Here is a 20,117-nt window from a genome sequence, read left to right as displayed (position 1 = left end):
CTCCTTACCAACTTGCTTTCCTTACACCTGGTATTTCACCTTTTAGAGCCAACTCCCTAAAACATAAACGGCACAACCCAAATTTTCTAATATAACCTCTTGGTCTTCCACAAATTCTACATCTATTATACTCTCTTACTTTATATTTCTTAGGCTTGAGCCACTTTACTATTTGAGATTTCTTTGCCACAATAACCTCCCTCGCTTTTCATTATTTTATTTTTTAAAGGGCATTCCTAAAAGAGCTAAAAGCTCCTTAGCTTCTTCGTCAGTTTTAGCAGTAGTAACTATAGTAATATCCATACCTCTAATCCTATCAATCTTATCATATTCAATCTCTGGAAAAACCAACTGTTCTTTTAAACCTAAAGAATAGTTTCCTCTCCCATCAAAGGAATTAGGAGAAACTCCAGAGAAATCCCTTACCCTGGGAAGAGCAAGATTTATTAACTTATATAAAAAGGCGTACATTCTTTCTCCTCTTAAAGTAACTTTTAATCCAATAGGCATTCCCTTTCTTAAATGGAAATTAGCGATAGATTTACGTGCTTTTCTTACAATAGGTTTCTGCCCTGTAATTATTGCTAAATCTCTTGCCGCAGCCTCTATTGCTCCAGGATTTTGGACAGCCTCGCTCACGCCAATATTAACTACAATTTTCTCTATCTTAGGTACAGCCATTGGATTTTTATATCCAAACTTCCTCATCATTGCAGGGACTACTTCTTTAATATATTTCTCTCTTAAAACCTCCATACTAATCTTCCTCCTTCAATTAGACCCGATCAATGATTTCCTTACATTTAGAACAGACCCTTACTTTTCTTCCATCTTCAAGAAAAGTGTGTTTAACTCTTGTAGGTTGATTACAATGTGGACATATTAACATTACTTTACATCTATATAGAGGAGCTGGTTTTTCTATAATTCCACCTTGTCTCATTTTTGCTGTAGGTCTTGTATGTTTTTTAACAATGTTCACTCCTTCTACTACAACCTTCTCTTCTGAAGGAAGAACAGAAATAACCCTTCCTCTTTTCCCTTTATCTTTACCAGAAATAACTAATACTAGATCTCCCTTTTTGATATCCATATTACTTCACCTCTATATAACTTCTGTTGCTAAAGAAATAATCTTCATAAAGTTCTTGTCTCTGAGCTCCCTTGCAACAGGACCAAAGACTCTTGTCCCTCTTGGATTTCCTTCTTTATCTATAATCACTGCAGCATTATCATCAAATCTCACACAAGAACCATCCTTCCTCTTAATAGTTCTCTTCGTTCTTATAACCACAGCATAAACCACATCACCTTTTTTTATGTTAGAACGTGGAACTGCTTCCTTAACACTAGCAACAATAATATCCCCTACTTGGGCAACTTTCTTTTTCCCAAGTATTCTAAAACACATTATTTCTTTTGCACCAGTATTATCTGCAACAACTAACCTAGTTTGAGGCATTATCATTTATATCACCTACCCCAACTGTAGTTTCATTATTTTCCAAGTTTTCTTCTTCAGAAATAGTTGGAGCTATTTCTCCCCTCTTTATGATTCTGACTAATCTCCACCTCTTCTCCTTAGAGAGAGGTCTTGTCTCTCTGATAAGAACAATATCTCCTTCTCTAGCTTCTTGATGTTCATCATGAGCCTTATATTTTTTTCTTCTCGTTACAGTCTTTTTATATAAAGGATGAGTATAGGTTTGCTCTACCAAAACCACAATAGTTTTTTGCATTTTTGCACTTACTACTTTTCCTATCATCTCTTTCCTATTACTTCTCATGAACATCTCTCCTTAAATTTAAGATTTTTTTAACTCTCTCTCACGAAGAATAGTAAGGATACGAGCAATATCCTTTCTAACTGCTTTTATTCTATGGGGATTAGTAAGTCCTCCTGTTGTCTGCTGAAGCCTCAAATTAAAAAGCTCCGCTCTTAAATTTTTAAGTTCTTCCAGAAGTTCTGAATCAGTTTTTTCTCTTAGCTCAGAAGTTCTTCTTGCCATATCACTCACCACCTATTTCTCTTGTTACAAGCCTAGTTTTAATAGGAAGTTTACTACCAGCAATTCTAATGGCTTCCATAGCAATCTCTTTAGATACTCCTCCAATCTCAAATAGTATGGTTCCTGGTTTTACCACTGCTACCCATCCTTTTACATCTCCTTTTCCTCCGCCCATTCTACTTTCAGCTGGTCTTGCAGTTACCGATTTATCAGGAAAAATCCTAATCCAAACTCTACCATTTTTCCCTGCATGTCTTGTTAAAGTTCTTCTTACAGCCTCTATTTGTTCACTGGTAATCCAAGCAGGAGCCAAAGCTTGAATACCATAATCCCCAAAAACCACACGATTTCCCCGTGAGGCTTTTCCTTTCATTCTCCCACGATGTTGCTTTCTATATTTTACTCTTTTAGGCATCAACATCGTAGTTCACCTCATCTTTCTCGTAAAGATCTTCATCCTCTATCTTCTTTGGTACAGCCTTTTCAGGAAGCTCTTGAATAGGTTCTTTATGTAACTCTGGAACATCGCCTTTATATATCCAAACTTTAACCCCTATTACACCCGATATAGTAAAGGCTTCTGCAAAACCATAATCAATATCCGCAGTCAAGGTTTGTAAAGGTATTCTCCCTTCCCTAAACCATTCAGAGCGTGCAATTTCAGCACCATTCAATCTACCGCTGCACATAACCTTTACGCCTTTGGCTCCAGCTCTTAATGCCCTATTTATTGCCTGTTTCATAGCCCTCTTATAATTAATTCTCTTTTCAATTTGAGTAGCGATATTTTCCGCAACAAGTTGAGCATCTAACTCTGGATTCTTGACCTCTTGAACATTAACAAATACACTCTTGTTTGTTAATTTAACCAAATTCTTTCTTATATTTTCTATCTCGCTTCCTCCACGTCCGATCAACATTCCAGGTCTTGCAGTATGTATAGTAATATCCACTCTATTAGCTGCTTTTCTTTCAATTTCTATCAATGAAATTCCAGCTTGGTAGTAGTTTTTCTTAATGTAATTCCTTATAGCCCAGTCCTCATGTAGTAGGGAGGAATAATCAGACCTTTCAGCATACCAGTGACTTTTCCAATCCTTAGTTATACCCAACCTAAATCCATAAGGATGTGTTTTCTGGCCCATTTTATTCTTCCTCCTTCTCCTTTACATAAATGACTATATGGCTATTTCTAATTTGTATAATATCAGCTCTTCCTCTTGCCCTAGGATTTAATCTTTTCCACCTAGGACCCTCATTTACAAAGGCTTTAGATATATAGAGTCTATCAGCTCTTAAACCATAATTATGTTCTGCATTAGCCTTTGCAGATCTAAGACATTTCAATATTAAACGAGCAGATTTATGAGGAAGATTTTCTAATATTGCTTCTGCTTCTTCTACCATTTTCCCTCTTACAAGATCAATAACTCTCCTTGCTTTATAGGGAGAGACTCTTAAATATTTACTTTCTGCTTTTACTTCAATCATAAAAATCTAACCTCCCTATTTAATAGCCGTAATACGAGCTGTTGGTATTCTGTGTCCTGTAAATGTCCTGGTTGGTGCAAATTCACCGAGCCTATGTCCTATCATATTCTCTGTAATATAAACAGGTATATGCTTTCTACCATTATATACAGCAATAGTATGTCCTACCATTTCTGGTACTATAACTGATCTTCTTGACCAGGTTTTAATTATCTTCTTTTCTCCTTTTTCATTTAGCTCTCTAATCTTTTTAAGTAGCTTAGGATCTACATAAGGACCTTTCTTAAGTGAACGACCCATGTGCTCCTCCCCTTTTACTTCTCTTTTTTATCATTTGCTCTTTGAATTATAAATCTGTCTGAGGGTTTTCTCTTCTTTCTTGTCTTATATCCAAGGGTAGGTTTGCCCCATGGAGTTAGAGGACTTGGATGCCCTATAGGAGCCTTACCCTCACCGCCACCGTGAGGATGATCCACAGCATTCATTGCAGAACCTCTAACATGAGGTCTCCTACCCAACCATCTACTCCTTCCTGCTTTTCCTAAGGAAACATTTTGGTGATCCACGTTACTCACTTGACCAATAGTAGCTCTACAATTTAAGTCAAATAACCTTATTTCACCCGAAGGAAGCCTCACATAAGCCCACTTGCCTTCCTTACCGAGAATCTGAGCTGCTGTTCCCGCAGCCCTTACCAATTGCCCACCCCTTCCAGGATAAAGCTCTAAATTATGGATTAGCGTACCATCAGGTATATTCTTTAAGGGCAAATTATTCCCAACTTTAATATCCACATTTTCTCCAGACATGACAATATCTCCAACCTTTAACCCCTCTGGAGCAATAATATATCTCTTCTCGCCATCAGCATAATGTAGTAAAGCGATTCTTGCAGTACGATTAGGATCATACTCTATACTTGCAACTTTAGCAGGAATATTATCTTTATCTCTTCTAAAATCAATAATTCTATAAAGTCTTTTATGCCCACCACCTCTAAATCTAGTGGTTACATGTCCAAAATTATTCCTACCACCACTTTTCTTAAGTGGCCTTAATAACGATTTCTCTGGTTCTTCTTTTGTTATTTCAGAGAAATCAGGCAATATTAAATGTCTTAATCCGGGCGTAATTGGTTTAAACTTTTTAAGACCCATATCTTTCTACCTCCTATACTCCACTGATAAGCTCTATTTTATGACCCGGCTCCAAGGTAACTATAGCTTTCTTTTTAGTAGAAGTGAATCCTTGAGAGATTCCTAATCTTCTCTTTTTAGGTTTTTCATTAATAACTGCTACACTTTTTACCTTTACTTTAAATATTTCTTCTACAGCTTTTCCTATTTCTATTTTATTTGCATTTCTATCAACCTCAAATACATATTTGTTTTGTTTGGCAAGATTAAGGCTCTTTTCTGTTAATATAGGTTTTAAAATTATAGTATAAGGATCTCTCATTTCAAAAATGCCTCCTCTAAGACTGGTATCGCATCAACAGTAAGTATAAGATAATCATATTTTAGCAAATCATATACATTTAAAACTGACGCTATCATTGTCTTAACTCTTTCAAGATTCATTGCCGCTTTTTTTAAGTTCTCATCCTTAGTTGGAACGCCTATAAGTACCTTTGAATCAGCTAAACCAAAATTATTTAAAATATTCACTAACTCCTTAGTTTTAGGTTGAGGTAATTCAATTTTATCCAAAATAATTAAATTATTCTCTTTAAGTTTAGTAGATAAGGCAGATCTTATAGCAAGTCTTCTCATCTTTTTAGGAATCTTATAAGAATAATCCCTTGGCTTTGGACCAAAAGGTCTTCCACCACCAACCCAATGAGTAGCTTTTCTATCTCCTTGTCTTGCATGCCCTGTACCTTTTTGAGGCCAAACTTTTCTACCACTTCTATTTACTTCACTTCTTCTTTTAGTAGAATGAGTCCCTTGTCTTCCATTAGCAAGATGCATAACAACACAGGTATAAAAAAGATCAGGCCTTCTTTCCACGCCAAAAAGTTCTTCCTTTAATTCTATCTCTCCAACTTTCTCTGCTTTTTGGTTATATACAGGTACTTGTATCATATCCTTATCCCCTTCCTAGGCATTTAATTTCTTAACAGCTTTTCTAATAATCAACAAATTTCCAGTAGGACCGGGAACAGCACCTTTTACTAAGATGAGATCCTTTTCTTTATCTACCTTGACAATTTTTAAATTTTGAACGGTTATGGTCTCATTACCCCACCTACCAGCCATCTTTTGACCCTTCATCACATGTTGGACACCACCAGCACCAATTGAAGCTCTTCTTCTATGGAACTTAGAACCATGTGACATTCTTCCTCTCGAGAAATTCCATCTCTTTATGTGCCCAGTAAAACCATGACCTTTACTTTTGCCAGTAATATCTACAAACTCACCTTCTTGAAAGATATCAACTCTTATTTCCTGCCCCTTTGTATAATCGAGAGGATTCTTTACTCTTACTTCTTTTATAATTCTAAAAGGTGGAAGTCCTAATTTTTTAAATATACCAAGCTGAGGTTTATTGAGCTTTGACTCCTTACAACGTTCAAAACCTAATTGGATAGCATCATACCCATCTTTTTCCTTTGTTCTCACATTAAGCACAAGACAAGGTCCCCCTCTAATAACAGTAACAGGGACCATCTCACCATTTTCAGTAAATATTTGAGTCATTCCAATTTTTCTTCCTAATATTGCCTTTGTCGTAGGAGCTGCCATAGCGTTTCCCCTCTCTATGTTTTAATTTCAACTTCAACACCAGCTGGAAGCTCTAAATTCATTAAAGCTTCCACTGTCTTTGCTGTTGGTTCAATAATATCTATTAGTCTTTTGTGTATTCTTATCTCAAAATGTTCTCCTGAATTCTTATTAACATGAGGAGAACGAAGTACCCAATATCTAGTTACTTTAGTAGGAAGAGGGATGGGACCAGAGATCTTAGCCCCAGTCCCTCTTACTGTATCAATAATCTTTTTAGTAGAAAGATCAAGAACTCTATGATCAAATGCCTTTAATTTTATTCTTATCTTTTGTTTTTCCAGATAACTACTCATATCCCTTAATCGCCCCCATTATTCAATAATTTTAGTTATGACACCTGCACCAACTGTTCTTCCACCTTCTCTTATAGCAAACCTTAAACCTTCCTCTAATGCTACTGGCTTGATTAATTTTATCTCCATCTCTATGTTGTCCCCTGGCATCACCATCTGTACACCCTCTGGCAATTTTATCTCCCCTGTTACATCTGTCGTCCTAAAGTAAAATTGGGGCTTGTATCCACTGAAAAAGGGCGTATGCCTCCCTCCTTCTTCCTTCTTCAATACATATACCTGCGCTTTGAAATGTGTGTGGGGCTTTATAGTACCCGGCGCCGCTACTACTTGCCCCCTCTCTACTTCGTCTTTGTCTATCCCTCTTAATAGTATCCCTATGTTATCCCCTGCTATCGCTTCATCTAATTGCTTCCTGAACATCTCTACCCCAGTCACTACACTCCTCTTTATCTCATCACTTAATCCTACTATCTCTACTTCATCCCCTACCTTCACCCTTCCTCTCTCTACTCTACCTGTAACTACTGTACCTCTCCCTGTTATACTAAATATGTCCTCTATTGGCATTAAAAATGGCTTGTCTACATCCCTCTCTGGTATCGGTATGTAATTGTCTACCGCATCCATTAATTCCCATATCGCATCTACCCACTTGTTCTCCCCTCTCTTCGTGTTGGGATTCTGAAATAATACCTCTAATGCCTTTAACGCTGACCCCCTCACAACTGGTACCTCATCCCCTGGATATCCATACTTCGTCAGTAAGTCCCTTACCTCCATCTCCACTAAGTCTATTATCTCCGGATCATCTACCATGTCTATCTTGTTCAAAAATACTACTATGTATGGAACATTAACTTGCCTCGCAAGTAATATGTGCTCCCTCGTCTGGGGCATCGGACCATCCGCAGCTGATACTACCAATATGGCTCCATCCATCTGCGCAGCACCCGTTATCATGTTCTTTATATAGTCAGCATGCCCTGGCGCATCTATGTGCGCATAATGCCTGTTGGGCGTCTCATACTCCACATGCGCTAAATTTATCGTCACTCCCCTCGCCCTCTCCTCAGGCGCTTTGTCTATGTCTTCGTACTTCAATGGCTTCGCTAACCCTTCCGCAGCTAATGCCATCGTTATGGCTGAAGTTAATGTCGTCTTCCCATGGTCTACATGCCCTATCGTACCTATATTCACATGTGGCTTCGTCCTTACAAATTTCTCCTTCGCCATCCTTTATCTCCTCCTATTTTATTTTTTTAGATTTGAAGATAGAATTTTTTCCTGAATATTAAGAGGCATTTCTTCATAATGAGAGAACTCCATTGAGAATATACCTCTACCTTGAGTTAAAGATCTCAAAGTAGTAGCATATCCAAAAATTTCTGCAAGAGGAACTAAAGCTTTTATTACTCTTGTATTATTTACAAAATCAATCTTTTCTACTCTGCCCCTTCTACTGTTAAGGTCTCCTATAACATCTCCCATATATTCTTCAGGGACAATTATTTCAAGCTTCATTATAGGCTCCAATAAAACAGGATCACCTTTTAATACTCCATCTTTAAAAGCCTGAGATGCCGCAATCTTAAAAGCCATATCCGAAGAGTCTACTTCGTGATATGATCCATCAAAGAGAGTAATTCTTACATCTGTTACAGGATAACCAGCAAGCACCCCACGATCTGCAGCCTCTCTAACACCAGCTTCCACAGCTGGAATAAATTGTTGAGGAATGACTCCTCCCACAATTTTATTCACAAATTCAAGACCGCTACCTCTTGGAAGAGGCTCTAATTCAAGCCATACATGACCATACTGACCCCTTCCACCTGTTTGCCTAATATACTTTCCTTCCACTTTTACAGGTTTTCTAATAGTCTCTCTGTATGAGACTTGTGGCTTACCTACATTAGCATTTACTTTAAATTCTCTCTTTAATCTATCCACTATAATTTCTAAATGAAGCTCTCCCATTCCATGGATTAAAGTTTGTCCTGTTTCTTCATCATAAGTTATTCGGAATGTTGGATCCTCCTCAGCAAGTCTCTGAAGAGCAATACTTAATTTATCCTGCTCCTCAGTACTTTTTGGTTCAATAGCAACAGAAATCACAGGTTCTGGGAATGTCATACCTTCAAGAATTATAGGTCTATTTTCATCACAAAGAGTGTCTCCTGTAGTAGTAAACTTTAGACCAACCGCAGCAGCAATGTCTCCCACATATACTGCATCTATATCTTCTCTATGATTGGCATGCATCTGAAGCAATCTACCAATTCTTTCCTTTTTTCCTTTAGTTGAGTTATACACATAGCTACCTTTTTCTAATTTTCCTGAATAAACCCTAAAATAAGTGAGTTTACCCACATAGGGATCAGTCATGACTTTAAAGGCCAAAGCAGTAAATGATTCATCCTCACTTACTAATCTTATTTCTTCCTCACCACTAATAGGATTTATTCCTTTAACGGGAGGTAAATCTAACGGCGAGGGAAGATAGTCTATAACAGCATCAAGTAAAGGCTGTATACCTTTATTCTTAAAAGCCGAGCCACATAGTGCTGGATATAACTTGCCTTCAATAGTAGCCCTCCTCAAAACCCTCTTCAAATCAGGAATAGGAATCTCTTCACCCTCTAAATACTTCATTAAGAGCTCATCATCGAGCTCCACAATAGTCTCTATTAGTTTATGCCTATATTCCTTAGCTTGATCCTTTAACTCATCGGGAATTTCTGTAACTTCCCATTTAATCCCAAGATCATCATGATATACAATTGCCTTCATCTCAAAAAGATCTATGACACCTCTAAATTGATCTTCACTACCAATTGGTATTTGAATAGGTATTGCGTTGACCCCTAATCGATCTTTTATCATCTCCACTACCCTGAAAAAGTTTGCACCAACTCTATCCATCTTATTAACAAAAATTATTCTTGGAACATTATATTTTGTAGCTTGTCTCCATACTGTCTCCGATTGAGGCTGAACTCCAGCAACCCCACAAAACACCGCTATTAAACCATCTAATACTCTTAAGGATCTTTCTACCTCAACAGTAAAATCCACGTGCCCCGGAGTATCAATTATATTAATAATGTGATCCTTCCACTGACAGGTAGTTGTTGCAGCTGTTATAGTAATACCACGTTCTCTCTCTTGTTCCATCCAGTCCATGGTTGCTGTTCCTTCGTGGACTTCACCTAATTTATGAGTTTTACCAGTATAAAAAAGTATCCTTTCGGTAAGAGTAGTCTTACCTGCATCTATATGAGCAGCTATTCCTATATTTCTTAATTTATCTAATGGACATCTCGGCACGTTTATCTTCCTCCTTTTTAATTACCAACGATAATGAGCAAATGCCTTATTAGCTTCTGCCATTCTATGCATTTCATCTCTCTTCTTAATTGCTCCACCAGTATTGTTAAAGGCATCTAAAATCTCTAAAGCAAGCCTTTCCTTCATAGGCATACCTTTTCTCTCTCTTGCAGCTCTAACAATCCATCTTAAAGCAAGAGAGAGTCCTCTTCTTGGAGGAACTTCTATTGGCACTTGATAGGTTGCTCCTCCAACTCTTCTTGGCCTTACCTCTAAAAGAGGTGTTACATTTTGCACTGCTTTTTCAAGGACAGTTAATGGATCTTGTTTTGTTTTTTCCCTTATTATATCCATCGCACCATAAACTATTTTTTCAGCTATGCTTTTTTTACCATCTAGCATAACTTTATTAATAAGCTTTTGCACAAGAACGCTATTATATACAGGATCAGGAGGTATTTCTCTTGGAGTAACTGGTCCTCTACGTGGCATTATTTCTTACCTCCCTCTTTTGGACGTTTTGCTCCATATTTGGATCTTCCCTGTCTTCTGCCCTCAACACCTGCAGCATCCAAAGCACCACGAATAATATGATACCTCACACCTGGTAGATCCTTAACACGGCCTCCTCTCACAAGAACTACAGAGTGTTCTTGTAAGTTATGACCTATTCCAGGTATATAAGCCCATACTTCAATCCCATTTGTTAACCTAACCCTAGCAACCTTCCTTAAAGCAGAGTTAGGCTTTTTAGGAGTCATTGTAGTTACACGGATACATACTCCCCTCTTTTGAGGATTCCCCATAAGAGCAGGAGATTTACTTTTCCTTTCTTTTGGTTCTCTCCCTTTTCTTATAAGCTGATTTATAGTAGGCAAAATTACACCTCCTACATCTTAGTTATTGAAAATTATTTAAATATAATACAAAGCCCCTAAAGGCAAGCGAAAACAAGTTTATCATTATAGAATTATTTTTGTCAAGAGTTAATTTCAATTTCTCCACCATCTTCCAAAACCTCTACTTTCTTAGCGGAGACTTTTTGAGGAATAATTTTCCTAAAGAGCCCTGTGCCTGCAGGAATTAATCTGCCTATTATCACATTTTCTTTTAATCCCTCCAGGTAGTCTTCTTTTCCTTTAACTGCTGCTTCAGCTAAAACCCTCGTAGTCTCTTGGAAAGAAGCTGCAGATATTACACTTTCTGTGGTTAAGGCTGCTTTTGTAATACCAAGTACAACCTCTCTTGCTATAGGAGGTCTTTTTCCTTCTTCTTCTAATTGCTGTTTCACCTTTTCAAAGGTCACTTTGTTAACAAGTTGACCAAACAAGAAGTTGCTATCTCCTGGATCTTCAATCCTTACTCTATTAGTCATCTGTCTAACTATTACTTCTATGTGCTTATCGTTAATCTCTGCTCCTTGTTTGAGATAAACCTTTTGCACTTCATCCACAATATATCTCTGTACAGCAGCAAGACCTTCATTAGCAAGAATTTCCGCAGGATTTCTATATCCTTTAGTCAACTCTTGTCCCACTGTTACATAATCGCCTTCTTTAACCAAAAGTTGAGCATTAGGTGGCAAGATATGCTCATCTTTTCCATTTTCTCCTTCAATCACTATCTTTTCTCCTGATTTAGTCCTTGTTATTTTCACAATACCACTAACACCAGCTATAATAGATTTTCCTTTTGGTTTCCTTGCCTCAAACAACTCCTCTACACGAGGAAGACCTTGAACGATATCTTCTGTTTTTGCAGTTTTCTGTTGGTATGCAGGGAAGTAAGCAAGAATAGTGCCAAATTCTACATTATCTTCTGCATTTACATGTAATTTAAGTCCACGAGGAATTCTATATTCAACTTCTCTTCCTTCGCTATTTCTTATGATAATTACAGCTTCACCTGTTGCCACAATTCGATCTATTATTTCTCCATTTCTCTCAAGAATATCTACCACTTTTCCTTCTTCGCAAGCCTGAATCTTCATGGTCTCTCTACTATATTCGGCAATTATATCTCCTTCATTAATAAAGTCTCCAATTTTAAAGAGAAATGCCACACCTTCCGGTAATTCTATTCTTTTCTCATTACCAGTTTCATCCAACAACACTACAGAACAGAAAATCGGATGTGCTTCTTCGTTATAAGACAACTCATAATTATTAAGATCTCTATCGTATTTCACATTGAGAAAAGTAAATTTTTTATTGTAACTTTCTCCTACCTTTTCAACTCTTATAACCTTTCCAGTAAATGGTGAAGCTATATATCTTAAATTAGGATCTATATATCCTAAACTCATTCCCTTAGTAACATCGGTTCCAGAATCTATAGACACAATGGTTCCTGGTGGAAGTACAATTTCTTCTTCGCCTTCTCCTTTAACAACTGCTCTTCCATTACGTCCAACTACCATTTTTTCTTTTTTACCCAAGACTTCAAATCTTTCTTTTAACTTTAAATTCAAAAAATCAACCCTTCCTGTCACTCTAAATTGAATATTCTGATAATTCAAAGAAGTTAAAGCAACACCACCTGTGTGGAAGGTTCTCATAGTAAGCTGAGTTCCAGGCTCTCCAATAGATTGGGCAGCTATTACTCCTACCGCTTCTCCTATGTTAACAAGCCTATGAGTTGCTAAATCCTCCCCATAACATTTTTGACATATCCCTTTCTCACTCTTACAAGTCATAGGAGATCTGATCTTTACCCTCTTTATACCAAACCTCTCCACTAATTTTGCTTTTTCCACATCTATATACTCATTCTTAGCAATAATTAATTCTCCTTTATCATTATAAACATCTTCAGCAGCAAATCTTCCTATGATTCTATCCTTCAAGCTTAATACTATTTTCCCTTCATCCTCCAGAGGCTCTACATATATCCCATCCTCAGTACCACAATCTTCCTCTCTAATAACCAGACTTTGAGCTACATCTACAAGTCTTCTGGTTAAGTATCCTGAATCAGAAGTTCTCAATGCTGTGTCCACTACTCCCTTCCTTGCTCCATAAGAAGAAATAAAATGTTCTGATACAGTTAAACCTTCGTAGAAGCTTGACTTAATAGGTATGTCCATAATTTGTCCTGACGGATCAGCCATCAAACCTCTCATTGCTGCAAGCTGTCTTACCTGGTCCACATTACCTCTAGCACCAGAAAACGCCATCATATACACAGAATTTAAAATACCAAAATTAGCAAGCATTATATCCTTTACTTCTTCAGTTGCCTTTGTCCATATCTCAATAGCTCTTTGATATCTTTCTTCCTCAGAATACAAACCACTCTCTACAGCTTTTTGAAGAAGCATAGACTCCTCTTCCGCTTTCTTTATAACCTTCTCTTTTGCCTCCTTAGGTATTTCAATATCTACTATGGAAAAACTTACACCTGCTTTTGTAGCATATTCAAACCCAAGTCTTTTAAGTTCGTCTAAGAATTCTGCTGTCTTGCTCCAACCATAAATCTCAAAACATTTTTCGACAATTTTTCTAATTTCTCTTCTATTCATAGTGACGTTGTAATATCTTAACTTCTCAGGAACAATCTCATTCAAAATTAACCTTCCTGGTGTAGTCTCTATAAACATAGGGCTCTCAGGTAAAGATATATTATATGTTTCTTCTATTCCTCTCTTGTGGACATATATCTTTGAATGTAGATCAACTTTTTTCTCCTCTAAAGCCAACAAAACCTCTTCCGGGGTCGCAAATCTTTTATCCTCAATCTCTCTTCCGGGTACCATTATAGTTAAATAATAAAGTCCAAGAACCACATCCTGAGTTGGTAAGGTAAGAGGTTTTCCATGAGCTGGAGATATAAGGTTATTGGATGACAACATCAAAATTCTTGCTTCTGCTTGGGCCTCAAGGGATAGTGGCACATGAACCGCCATCTGGTCCCCATCGAAGTCAGCATTATACGGTGGACATACTAAGGGATGTAATTGAATTGCATTACCATCAATTAACTTAGGCTCAAATGCCTGTATACTAACTCTGTGCAAAGTAGGAGCACGATTTAAAAGTACTAATTTTTCCTTAATAATTTCATCTAAAACATCCCATACCTCAGAGGCTTCTCTTTCAACTTTTTTTCTTGCATTCTTTACGTTAGTAGCATATCCATGTTCTATTAACTTGTTTATTACAAAAGGTTTAAATAATTCTAAAGCCATCTTTTTAGGAAGTCCACATTGATGTAATTTTAATTCAGGTCCAACCACAATAACCGCTCTTCCAGAAAAGTCAACTCTTTTTCCTAAAAGATTCTGTCTGAATCTTCCTTGTTTACCCTCTAAGATATCTGATAAAGACCTCAAGGGTCTTCCACTAGCGTTAGTCACAGGCTTACCCCTTCTTCCATTATCAATAAGAGCATCTACTGCTTCTTGCAACATTCTCTTTTCATTTCTAACAATAATCTCTGGGGCATTTATTTCTAAAAGCTTTGCAAGACGGTTATTTCTGTTAATAACTCTCCTATAAAGATCATTAAGATCAGAAGTGGCAAATTTGCCACCTTCAAGTTGTACCATAGGCCTCAAATCAGGAGGAATAACAGGAAGTACCTCAAGTACCATCCACTCAGGTTTATTACCAGAAAGCCTAAAACTTTCTACAATCTCTAATCTTTTGATAAGTTTCGCCTTTTTCTGACCTTGTATTTCGTTGATTTGTTTTTTTAAGTCGTAAGACAATTCTTCTAAATCTAAATCTCTCAAAAGCTTTTTAATAGCTTCTGCACCCATTCCTACTTTAAAACTATTACCAAACTCATTAAGAGCTTTTTCATATTCGTCTTCTGTTAAAACCTGCATTTTCTGTAAAGGAGTATCCCCTGGATCTAACACAATATATGAATGATAATAAATTACTTCCTCAAGTTGTTTACTGCTTATATTAAGAAGTAGCCCTATATAGTTAGGAACATTTTTAAAATACCAAATATGTACTACAGGTACAGCAAGTTTTATATGTCCCATTCTCTCTCTTCTCACTGAGCTCTTAGTTACTGTGACACCACATCTATCACAAGTTATACCTTCATATCTTTGCCCTTTATACTTACCGCAATGACACTCATAATCCTTCACAGGTCCAAAGATCTTCTCACAAAAAAGTCCATCTCTTTCAGGTTTGAAGGTTCTATAATTAATAGTCTCCGGTTTCTTAACTTCACCGTAAGACCAACTTAAAATATCTTCTGGTGATGCTAAACCAAAAACTAATTTATCAAAATCTTTTATCTTCAAGGTTTATTCCTCCCCTTCCTTAAGATTCATCTTCAATCTTAGAGAGATTAACTAATCTATTTCCAATATAAGCAGATACTTTTATGCCTAAACCTTGTAATTCCCTGACAAGAACCTTAAAAGACTCAGGAATACCAGGTTCTTTTATCAAATTACCAGAAACGATAGCAGAATAAGCCTCAGTTCTTCCAGCCACATCATCGGATTTATATGTCAACATTTCCTCAAGAGTATGAGCTGCACCATAAGCTTCTAAAGCCCATACTTCCATTTCTCCAAATCTCTGACCGCCAAACTGAGCTCTTCCACCAAGAGGCTGTTGAGTAACCAATGAATAAGGACCTACAGATCTTGCATGGATTTTATCATCGGCAAGATGGATCAGTTTCAAAATATACATATAACCAACAGTAACCTTTTGATTAAAAGGTTCTCCTGTTCTTCCATCGTATAAAACCACTCTACCATCCTCAGGAAGTCCAGCTTTTCTCAACATCTCCTTTACCAAATTAGCAGATCTATTTTCTCCTAATACTTCATCAAAAGGAGGTACTATAGCATATATACCCAATTCCTTAGCTGCCCACCCCAAATGGGTTTCCAAAATCTGTCCCACATTCATACGAGAGGGAACACCTAAGGGATTCAATATAATATCTACAGGAGTCCCATCCTCAAGAAATGGCATATCTTCTTCAGGCAAGATAGTAGCAATTACACCTTTATTTCCATGTCTTCCTGCCAACTTGTCTCCTACAGAGATTTTTCTTATTTGAGCAACCCTAACTTTTACAATCTTATTCACTCCTGGTGGGAGCTCATCATCATTCTCTCTGGTTAACACTTTTACATCTATAACCTTACCCCATTCACCATGAGGCATTCTTAGAGATGTATCTTTAGTCTCTCGAGATTTCTCTCCAAAAATTGCCCTCAAAAGCCTTTCCTCAGGAGTAAGTTCGGTTTCACCTTTTGGAGTAACCTTACCTACTAAAATGTCGTTAGGACCAACCTCTGCTCCTATCATTATTATTCCATCTTTATCCAAATACCTTATAGCATCTTCACTTATATTAGGAATATCTCTGGTTATCTCTTCAGGACCAAGTTTTGTATCTCTTGCCTTTATCTCATATTCTTCAATATGAATAGAGGTAAATATGTCTTCTTTAACCAATCTTTCACTTATTATTATTGCATCCTCATAGTTATATCCACCCCAAGGCATAAAAGCGACAAGTACGTTCCTTCCCAAGGCAAGCTTACCATTGGAAGTAGCAGGACCATCAGCCAAAACATCTCCCTTTTTGACTCTCTGTCCTACTTCAACTATGGGTTTCTGGTTCCAACAAGTACCTTGATTAGTCCTTCTATATTTTATAAGTTGATATCTCTTCTCCTCTTTATTATCAGTTTCAATCACAATCTCCGAAGATGATACCTTTTTAACTACTCCATCCACATCAGATATAACCATAACTCCTGTATTTCTTGCCACAGTTTCTTCTATTCCTGTTCCCACAAGAGGAGGTTCTGTGTTTATTAAGGGTACTGCTTGACGCTGCATGTTTGCTCCCATTAATGCTCTGTTTGCATCATCATGCTCAAGGAAAGGAATTAAGGCTGTAGATATACTTACTGTCTGGTATGGTGATACTCCTACAAAATCTATTTCCTTAGGAGAACAAAGTATAAACTTTCCTTTTCTTCTAGCATGAACCAATTCATCAATTATTTCTCTGTTTTCATTAATGTGAACATCGAAAGAAGCTATAGTATATTTGTCCTCCTCTGTGGCTGATAAATAAACAATCTCATCGGTTATTTTCCCATCTTTTACTCTATAATATGGAGTCCTTAAAAATCCATACTCGTCTACTATGGCTAAAGTGGACAAATAGTTTATCAATCCTGCATTAGGTCCCTCTGGAGTCTCTATTGGACAGACCCTTCCATAATGAGAGGGATGAATATCTCTTACCTCAAAAGTGGCTCTTTCTCGAGTCAACCCTCCAGGACCTAATGCACTTATTCTTCTCTTATGAGCAAGCTCTGAAAGAGGATTAGTTTGATCCATAAATTGAGAAAGAGGATTTCTGTTAAAAAATTCTTTGACTGCTGCCATCAAAGGTCTAGTACTTACAAGAGCAATAGGACTTGCTTGTTCAGGATCGGTTAAAGCCATCTTCTCTCTTATCAACTTTTCTACCCTTGCAAGCCCAGCTCTAAATTGCATCTGCAAAAGTTCTCCTACAGACCTTATTCTTCTATTGCCAAGATGGTCTATATCATCAGTCTCATCTTTTCCTGTTTTAATCATGGTTAATCTCTTTATTATTTCAATGAGATCATCCTCTGTAAGAGCATAATTATCCAGAGAAATGCTCAAACCTAATCTTTGATTTAATTTATATCTTCCCACTTTACCTAAATTGTATCTTCTAACATCAAAAAACATCTGCCTTATTACCCTTAAGGCATCCTCTTCTCTACTTGGAACATCCCCAGGTCTCAATCTTCCACAAGCCTCGAAAATTGCTTGTGTTCTATCGCTTACATTATCCTTTGCATAGGTAATTTCTAAATAACTTAATTCCTCTGGGCCTAAAATTTCTTTGAAATAATCCAGGTCATATCCTAATGCTCTAAGAATAAGAGACACAGGAAACTTTTTAATTCCATTAGGATGAATATAAATAATGCCTCCGCCATCTAATTCAAACTCTATCCATCCACCCCTTGTAGGTATTAGAGTGGCAATAATACGATTCCCCTCTTCTTGAAAAAATACCCCTGGAGATCTGGTGATCTGATTCACTATAACTTTCTCTGTGCCATTTACAATAAAGGTCGCCCTATCAGTCATTTGAGGAATATTTCCAAGAAAAACCATTTGTTCTTTGATGTCCTTAATATTCCTATTCTCATCTTTAAAATACAATCTTGTCTTTACATAAATAGATGACTCATACGTTAGTCCTTTTTCTAAACACTCGTCAGGAGTTTTTGTAGGAGGCTCGATTTTTATACCATCTTCAGTGGTAACAAATTCCAAAGAAAGACCTTGACGTATAGACTCTATAGGGTTTATTTCATCAAGAACCTCTCTAAGACCTTGTTTCAAAAACCAGTTAAAGGAATCATATTGAATTTTTAATAAATCAGGAATATTTTGAAAAACAGGCCTATCATCACTCCAGAAAATCTCTGTTTTGAAATTTCTACCCTTCATACCTCATCTCCTTTTTTCTTAGAGATTAGACAAATTTATATTTTATATACTAGGAAGATAAAAATGAAATATTAAAAAATGAAGAGAAAAGAAAAAAATAAGCAATATAAAAAGCTTTCGGTAGAATTTTTGTTAAAATTCTACCTTTTTACCTTTTTAATCTTTAAAAATTGTCCAAATTCCAACCAATATAAAAATCAATCCTACAATTTTTTCAAGTGTATCTCTTGGAATATATCTTGTCAATGCCTCTCCTAGATATGCACCAATAAAACTTACAAGAGCCAGGGCTAAAGAAGCGCCTAAAAAAACATAAAAAGGGGACTTTGTTTTTACAGACAGAGTTAATACTGCAAGTTGAGTTTTATCCCCGAGCTCTGCCAAGAAAATAACTCCAAAAACTGAGAGCAGGATTTTAATTTTATCCATAAAATCACCTCACAATCAAAGAATATAATGTAAACAGAAAAGTAGTATAATATCAAGAAAATCAAAGATCAACAAGGAGGATAAAAAAATGTGGAATGTAATAATCACTGGAATTACAAGTTTTTTAACTGATGTAAGTTCGGAAATGTTTTATCCTTTAATTTCTTTCTATCTATTAGCCTTAGGAGCTGGTCCTGCTATCTTAGGTATAGTGGAAGGACTTGCTGAGAGCATAGCCTCACTTTTAAAAGTATATTCTGGATATGTCTCCGATAAAATCAGAAAAAGGAAACCAATTACAATTTTAGGATATAGCCTTTCTGCTATAGGAAAATTATTCTTGTATTTTGCCAATAGTTGGATTGGAGTTTTTATAGGAAGAATTTCTGATAGATTTGGAAAAGGAATAAGAACAGCCCCAAGGGATGCATTAATTGCTGAATCGGTACCCGAAAACCGTGGGAGAGCCTTTGGACTTCATAGAACTATGGATACCCTTGGAGCCTTTTTAGGAGTATTACTCTCTATCTTAATAATAAAAAGCCTAAATTTGCCAGAAGCAAGTAGCAATCTCTCAAGCTATATTCCAACTTTTAAAACCATAATCTTAATAAGCTTAATACCAGCTATCTTAGGAGTATTAGTGCTATTTCTTGTTAAAGAGACTACTCCTAGCAGAGCTCTAAATGAAAAGAAAAGAATAAAATTTCAATGGAAAGCTTTAGATCGTAAACTAAAGGGTTTTCTAATTATTTCTCTTATATTTACTTTAGGAAACTCATCAAACCAATTCCTATTTTTGAGGTCTCAAAATCTTGGAGCATCTTTATTAGATGTACTTTTTCTTTACCTATTATATAACTTAGTTTATACCATCTTTTCCTATCCTGCAGGATTTCTTTCCGACAAAATAGGTAGAAAAAGAATTATTATTTTAGGCTATATTTTCTATGGTTTAGTATATTTTGGGTTTGGAATAGCCTCAAAATTCAGTCAATTATGGTTGCTTTTTACTCTTTACGGACTTTACACTGCCTTCACAGAAGGCGTCGAAAAAGCATTAATTTCAGATCTTTCACCAGCACATTTAAGGGCAACAGTAATAGGTCTTCATGCTACTTTAGTAGGAATAGGGCTTTTCCCAGCATCTTTCATAGCAGGATTGCTATGGAGCATATTAGGGCCCCAAGCACCTTTTATATTTGGAGGAATAATGGGAATAGGAGCAGCTATAGGATTGATGTTTATACTATAAAAAGATTGTTGTATAATTAATAAAAT

Annotated in this window: 23 protein-coding genes; 1 reads left to right on the top strand and 22 read right to left on the bottom strand. The window is 36.5% G+C overall.

Annotated features, from left to right (window positions below; genetic code table 11):
- Positions 1-4 precede the first annotated feature (4 nt).
- The 22 genes from DTUR_RS05070 to DTUR_RS04965 form a co-directional block, all read right to left on the bottom strand.
- On the bottom strand, positions 5-190 hold the full coding sequence (locus DTUR_RS05070; protein WP_012583358.1) for a type Z 30S ribosomal protein S14: 186 nt from the start codon (positions 188-190) through the stop codon (positions 5-7).
- A 26-nt stretch (positions 191-216) separates the two neighbouring features.
- Positions 217-756: a 50S ribosomal protein L5 gene (rplE, locus tag DTUR_RS05065; RefSeq protein WP_012583357.1), complete on the bottom strand. Its 540-nt coding sequence runs from the start codon at positions 754-756 to the stop codon at positions 217-219.
- Between the two features lie 19 nt (positions 757-775).
- Positions 776-1,093, bottom strand: coding sequence for a 50S ribosomal protein L24 (gene rplX, locus DTUR_RS05060; protein ID WP_012583356.1), 318 nt, complete (start codon positions 1,091-1,093; stop codon positions 776-778).
- 12 nt (positions 1,094-1,105) lie between these two features.
- Positions 1,106-1,468 carry a 50S ribosomal protein L14 gene (gene rplN / locus DTUR_RS05055; RefSeq protein ID WP_012583355.1) on the bottom strand — a complete coding sequence of 121 codons (363 nt, stop codon included), beginning with the start codon at positions 1,466-1,468 and terminating at the stop codon, positions 1,106-1,108.
- Positions 1,449-1,787: a 30S ribosomal protein S17 gene (gene rpsQ / locus DTUR_RS05050; protein WP_012583354.1), complete on the bottom strand. Its 339-nt coding sequence runs from the start codon at positions 1,785-1,787 to the stop codon at positions 1,449-1,451. The genes rplN and rpsQ overlap by 20 nt, the downstream gene beginning before the upstream one ends.
- Before the next feature lie 18 nt (positions 1,788-1,805).
- The gene (rpmC, locus tag DTUR_RS05045) at positions 1,806-2,009 is read right to left on the bottom strand and encodes a 50S ribosomal protein L29 (protein ID WP_012583353.1); all 204 of its coding nucleotides are present in this window, start codon (positions 2,007-2,009) and stop codon (positions 1,806-1,808) included.
- A 1-nt stretch (position 2,010) separates the two neighbouring features.
- Complete coding sequence (gene rplP / locus DTUR_RS05040) at positions 2,011-2,430, bottom strand: 50S ribosomal protein L16 (protein WP_012583352.1); 420 nt, start codon at positions 2,428-2,430, stop codon at positions 2,011-2,013.
- The gene (gene rpsC / locus DTUR_RS05035) at positions 2,417-3,154 is read right to left on the bottom strand and encodes a 30S ribosomal protein S3 (protein ID WP_012583351.1); all 738 of its coding nucleotides are present in this window, start codon (positions 3,152-3,154) and stop codon (positions 2,417-2,419) included. Before rpsC ends, rplP begins: the two co-directional genes overlap by 14 nt.
- Position 3,155: 1 nt before the next feature.
- Positions 3,156-3,500: a 50S ribosomal protein L22 gene (gene rplV, locus DTUR_RS05030; RefSeq protein ID WP_012583350.1), complete on the bottom strand. Its 345-nt coding sequence runs from the start codon at positions 3,498-3,500 to the stop codon at positions 3,156-3,158.
- Positions 3,501-3,515: 15 nt separating this feature from the next.
- Positions 3,516-3,800 (bottom strand): 30S ribosomal protein S19, encoded by a 285-nt coding sequence (rpsS, locus tag DTUR_RS05025; protein WP_012583349.1) that lies wholly within the window; start codon positions 3,798-3,800, stop codon positions 3,516-3,518.
- 14 nt (positions 3,801-3,814) lie between these two features.
- Positions 3,815-4,657 carry a 50S ribosomal protein L2 gene (rplB, locus tag DTUR_RS05020; protein WP_012583348.1) on the bottom strand — a complete coding sequence of 281 codons (843 nt, stop codon included), beginning with the start codon at positions 4,655-4,657 and terminating at the stop codon, positions 3,815-3,817.
- 13 nt (positions 4,658-4,670) lie between these two features.
- Positions 4,671-4,958 carry a 50S ribosomal protein L23 gene (rplW, locus tag DTUR_RS05015; RefSeq protein ID WP_012583347.1) on the bottom strand — a complete coding sequence of 96 codons (288 nt, stop codon included), beginning with the start codon at positions 4,956-4,958 and terminating at the stop codon, positions 4,671-4,673.
- Positions 4,955-5,584 carry a 50S ribosomal protein L4 gene (gene rplD / locus DTUR_RS05010; protein WP_012583346.1) on the bottom strand — a complete coding sequence of 210 codons (630 nt, stop codon included), beginning with the start codon at positions 5,582-5,584 and terminating at the stop codon, positions 4,955-4,957. Before rplD ends, rplW begins: the two co-directional genes overlap by 4 nt.
- A 15-nt stretch (positions 5,585-5,599) precedes the next feature.
- A complete protein-coding gene (gene rplC / locus DTUR_RS05005; protein WP_012583345.1) occupies positions 5,600-6,247 on the bottom strand; it encodes a 50S ribosomal protein L3 in 648 nt (215 codons plus the stop codon).
- Between the two features lie 14 nt (positions 6,248-6,261).
- Entirely contained in the window at positions 6,262-6,582 is a 321-nt protein-coding gene (gene rpsJ, locus DTUR_RS05000) for a 30S ribosomal protein S10 (RefSeq protein WP_012583344.1), read from the bottom strand.
- Between the two features lie 18 nt (positions 6,583-6,600).
- Positions 6,601-7,818 (bottom strand): elongation factor Tu, encoded by a 1,218-nt coding sequence (gene tuf, locus DTUR_RS04995; protein WP_012583343.1) that lies wholly within the window; start codon positions 7,816-7,818, stop codon positions 6,601-6,603.
- A gap of 18 nt (positions 7,819-7,836) precedes the next feature.
- Positions 7,837-9,912, bottom strand: a complete 2,076-nt coding sequence (gene fusA / locus DTUR_RS04990) for an elongation factor G (protein ID WP_012583342.1) — start codon at positions 9,910-9,912, stop codon at positions 7,837-7,839.
- A 21-nt stretch (positions 9,913-9,933) separates the two neighbouring features.
- The gene (gene rpsG, locus DTUR_RS04985) at positions 9,934-10,404 is read right to left on the bottom strand and encodes a 30S ribosomal protein S7 (RefSeq protein WP_012583341.1); all 471 of its coding nucleotides are present in this window, start codon (positions 10,402-10,404) and stop codon (positions 9,934-9,936) included.
- Positions 10,404-10,790, bottom strand: coding sequence for a 30S ribosomal protein S12 (rpsL, locus tag DTUR_RS04980; RefSeq protein WP_012583340.1), 387 nt, complete (start codon positions 10,788-10,790; stop codon positions 10,404-10,406). Before rpsL ends, rpsG begins: the two co-directional genes overlap by 1 nt.
- Before the next feature lie 101 nt (positions 10,791-10,891).
- On the bottom strand, positions 10,892-15,175 hold the full coding sequence (gene rpoC / locus DTUR_RS04975) for a DNA-directed RNA polymerase subunit beta' (protein WP_012583339.1): 4,284 nt from the start codon (positions 15,173-15,175) through the stop codon (positions 10,892-10,894).
- Between the two features lie 19 nt (positions 15,176-15,194).
- The gene (rpoB, locus tag DTUR_RS04970) at positions 15,195-18,407 is read right to left on the bottom strand and encodes a DNA-directed RNA polymerase subunit beta (RefSeq protein WP_012583338.1); all 3,213 of its coding nucleotides are present in this window, start codon (positions 18,405-18,407) and stop codon (positions 15,195-15,197) included.
- A gap of 156 nt (positions 18,408-18,563) precedes the next feature.
- The gene (locus tag DTUR_RS04965; RefSeq protein ID WP_012583337.1) at positions 18,564-18,836 is read right to left on the bottom strand and encodes a TMEM165/GDT1 family protein; all 273 of its coding nucleotides are present in this window, start codon (positions 18,834-18,836) and stop codon (positions 18,564-18,566) included.
- Between the two features lie 88 nt (positions 18,837-18,924).
- Between DTUR_RS04965 and DTUR_RS04960 the strand changes: the two genes are divergently transcribed.
- Entirely contained in the window at positions 18,925-20,091 is a 1,167-nt protein-coding gene (locus tag DTUR_RS04960; RefSeq protein ID WP_012583336.1) for an MFS transporter, read from the top strand.
- The last annotated feature ends 26 nt before the right edge of the window (positions 20,092-20,117 follow it).

The organism is Dictyoglomus turgidum DSM 6724 (assembly GCF_000021645.1).
In the GTDB taxonomy this organism is placed as follows: Bacteria; Dictyoglomota; Dictyoglomia; order Dictyoglomales; family Dictyoglomaceae; genus Dictyoglomus; species Dictyoglomus turgidum.
This window is presented reverse-complemented; position numbering and strand designations above follow the sequence as displayed.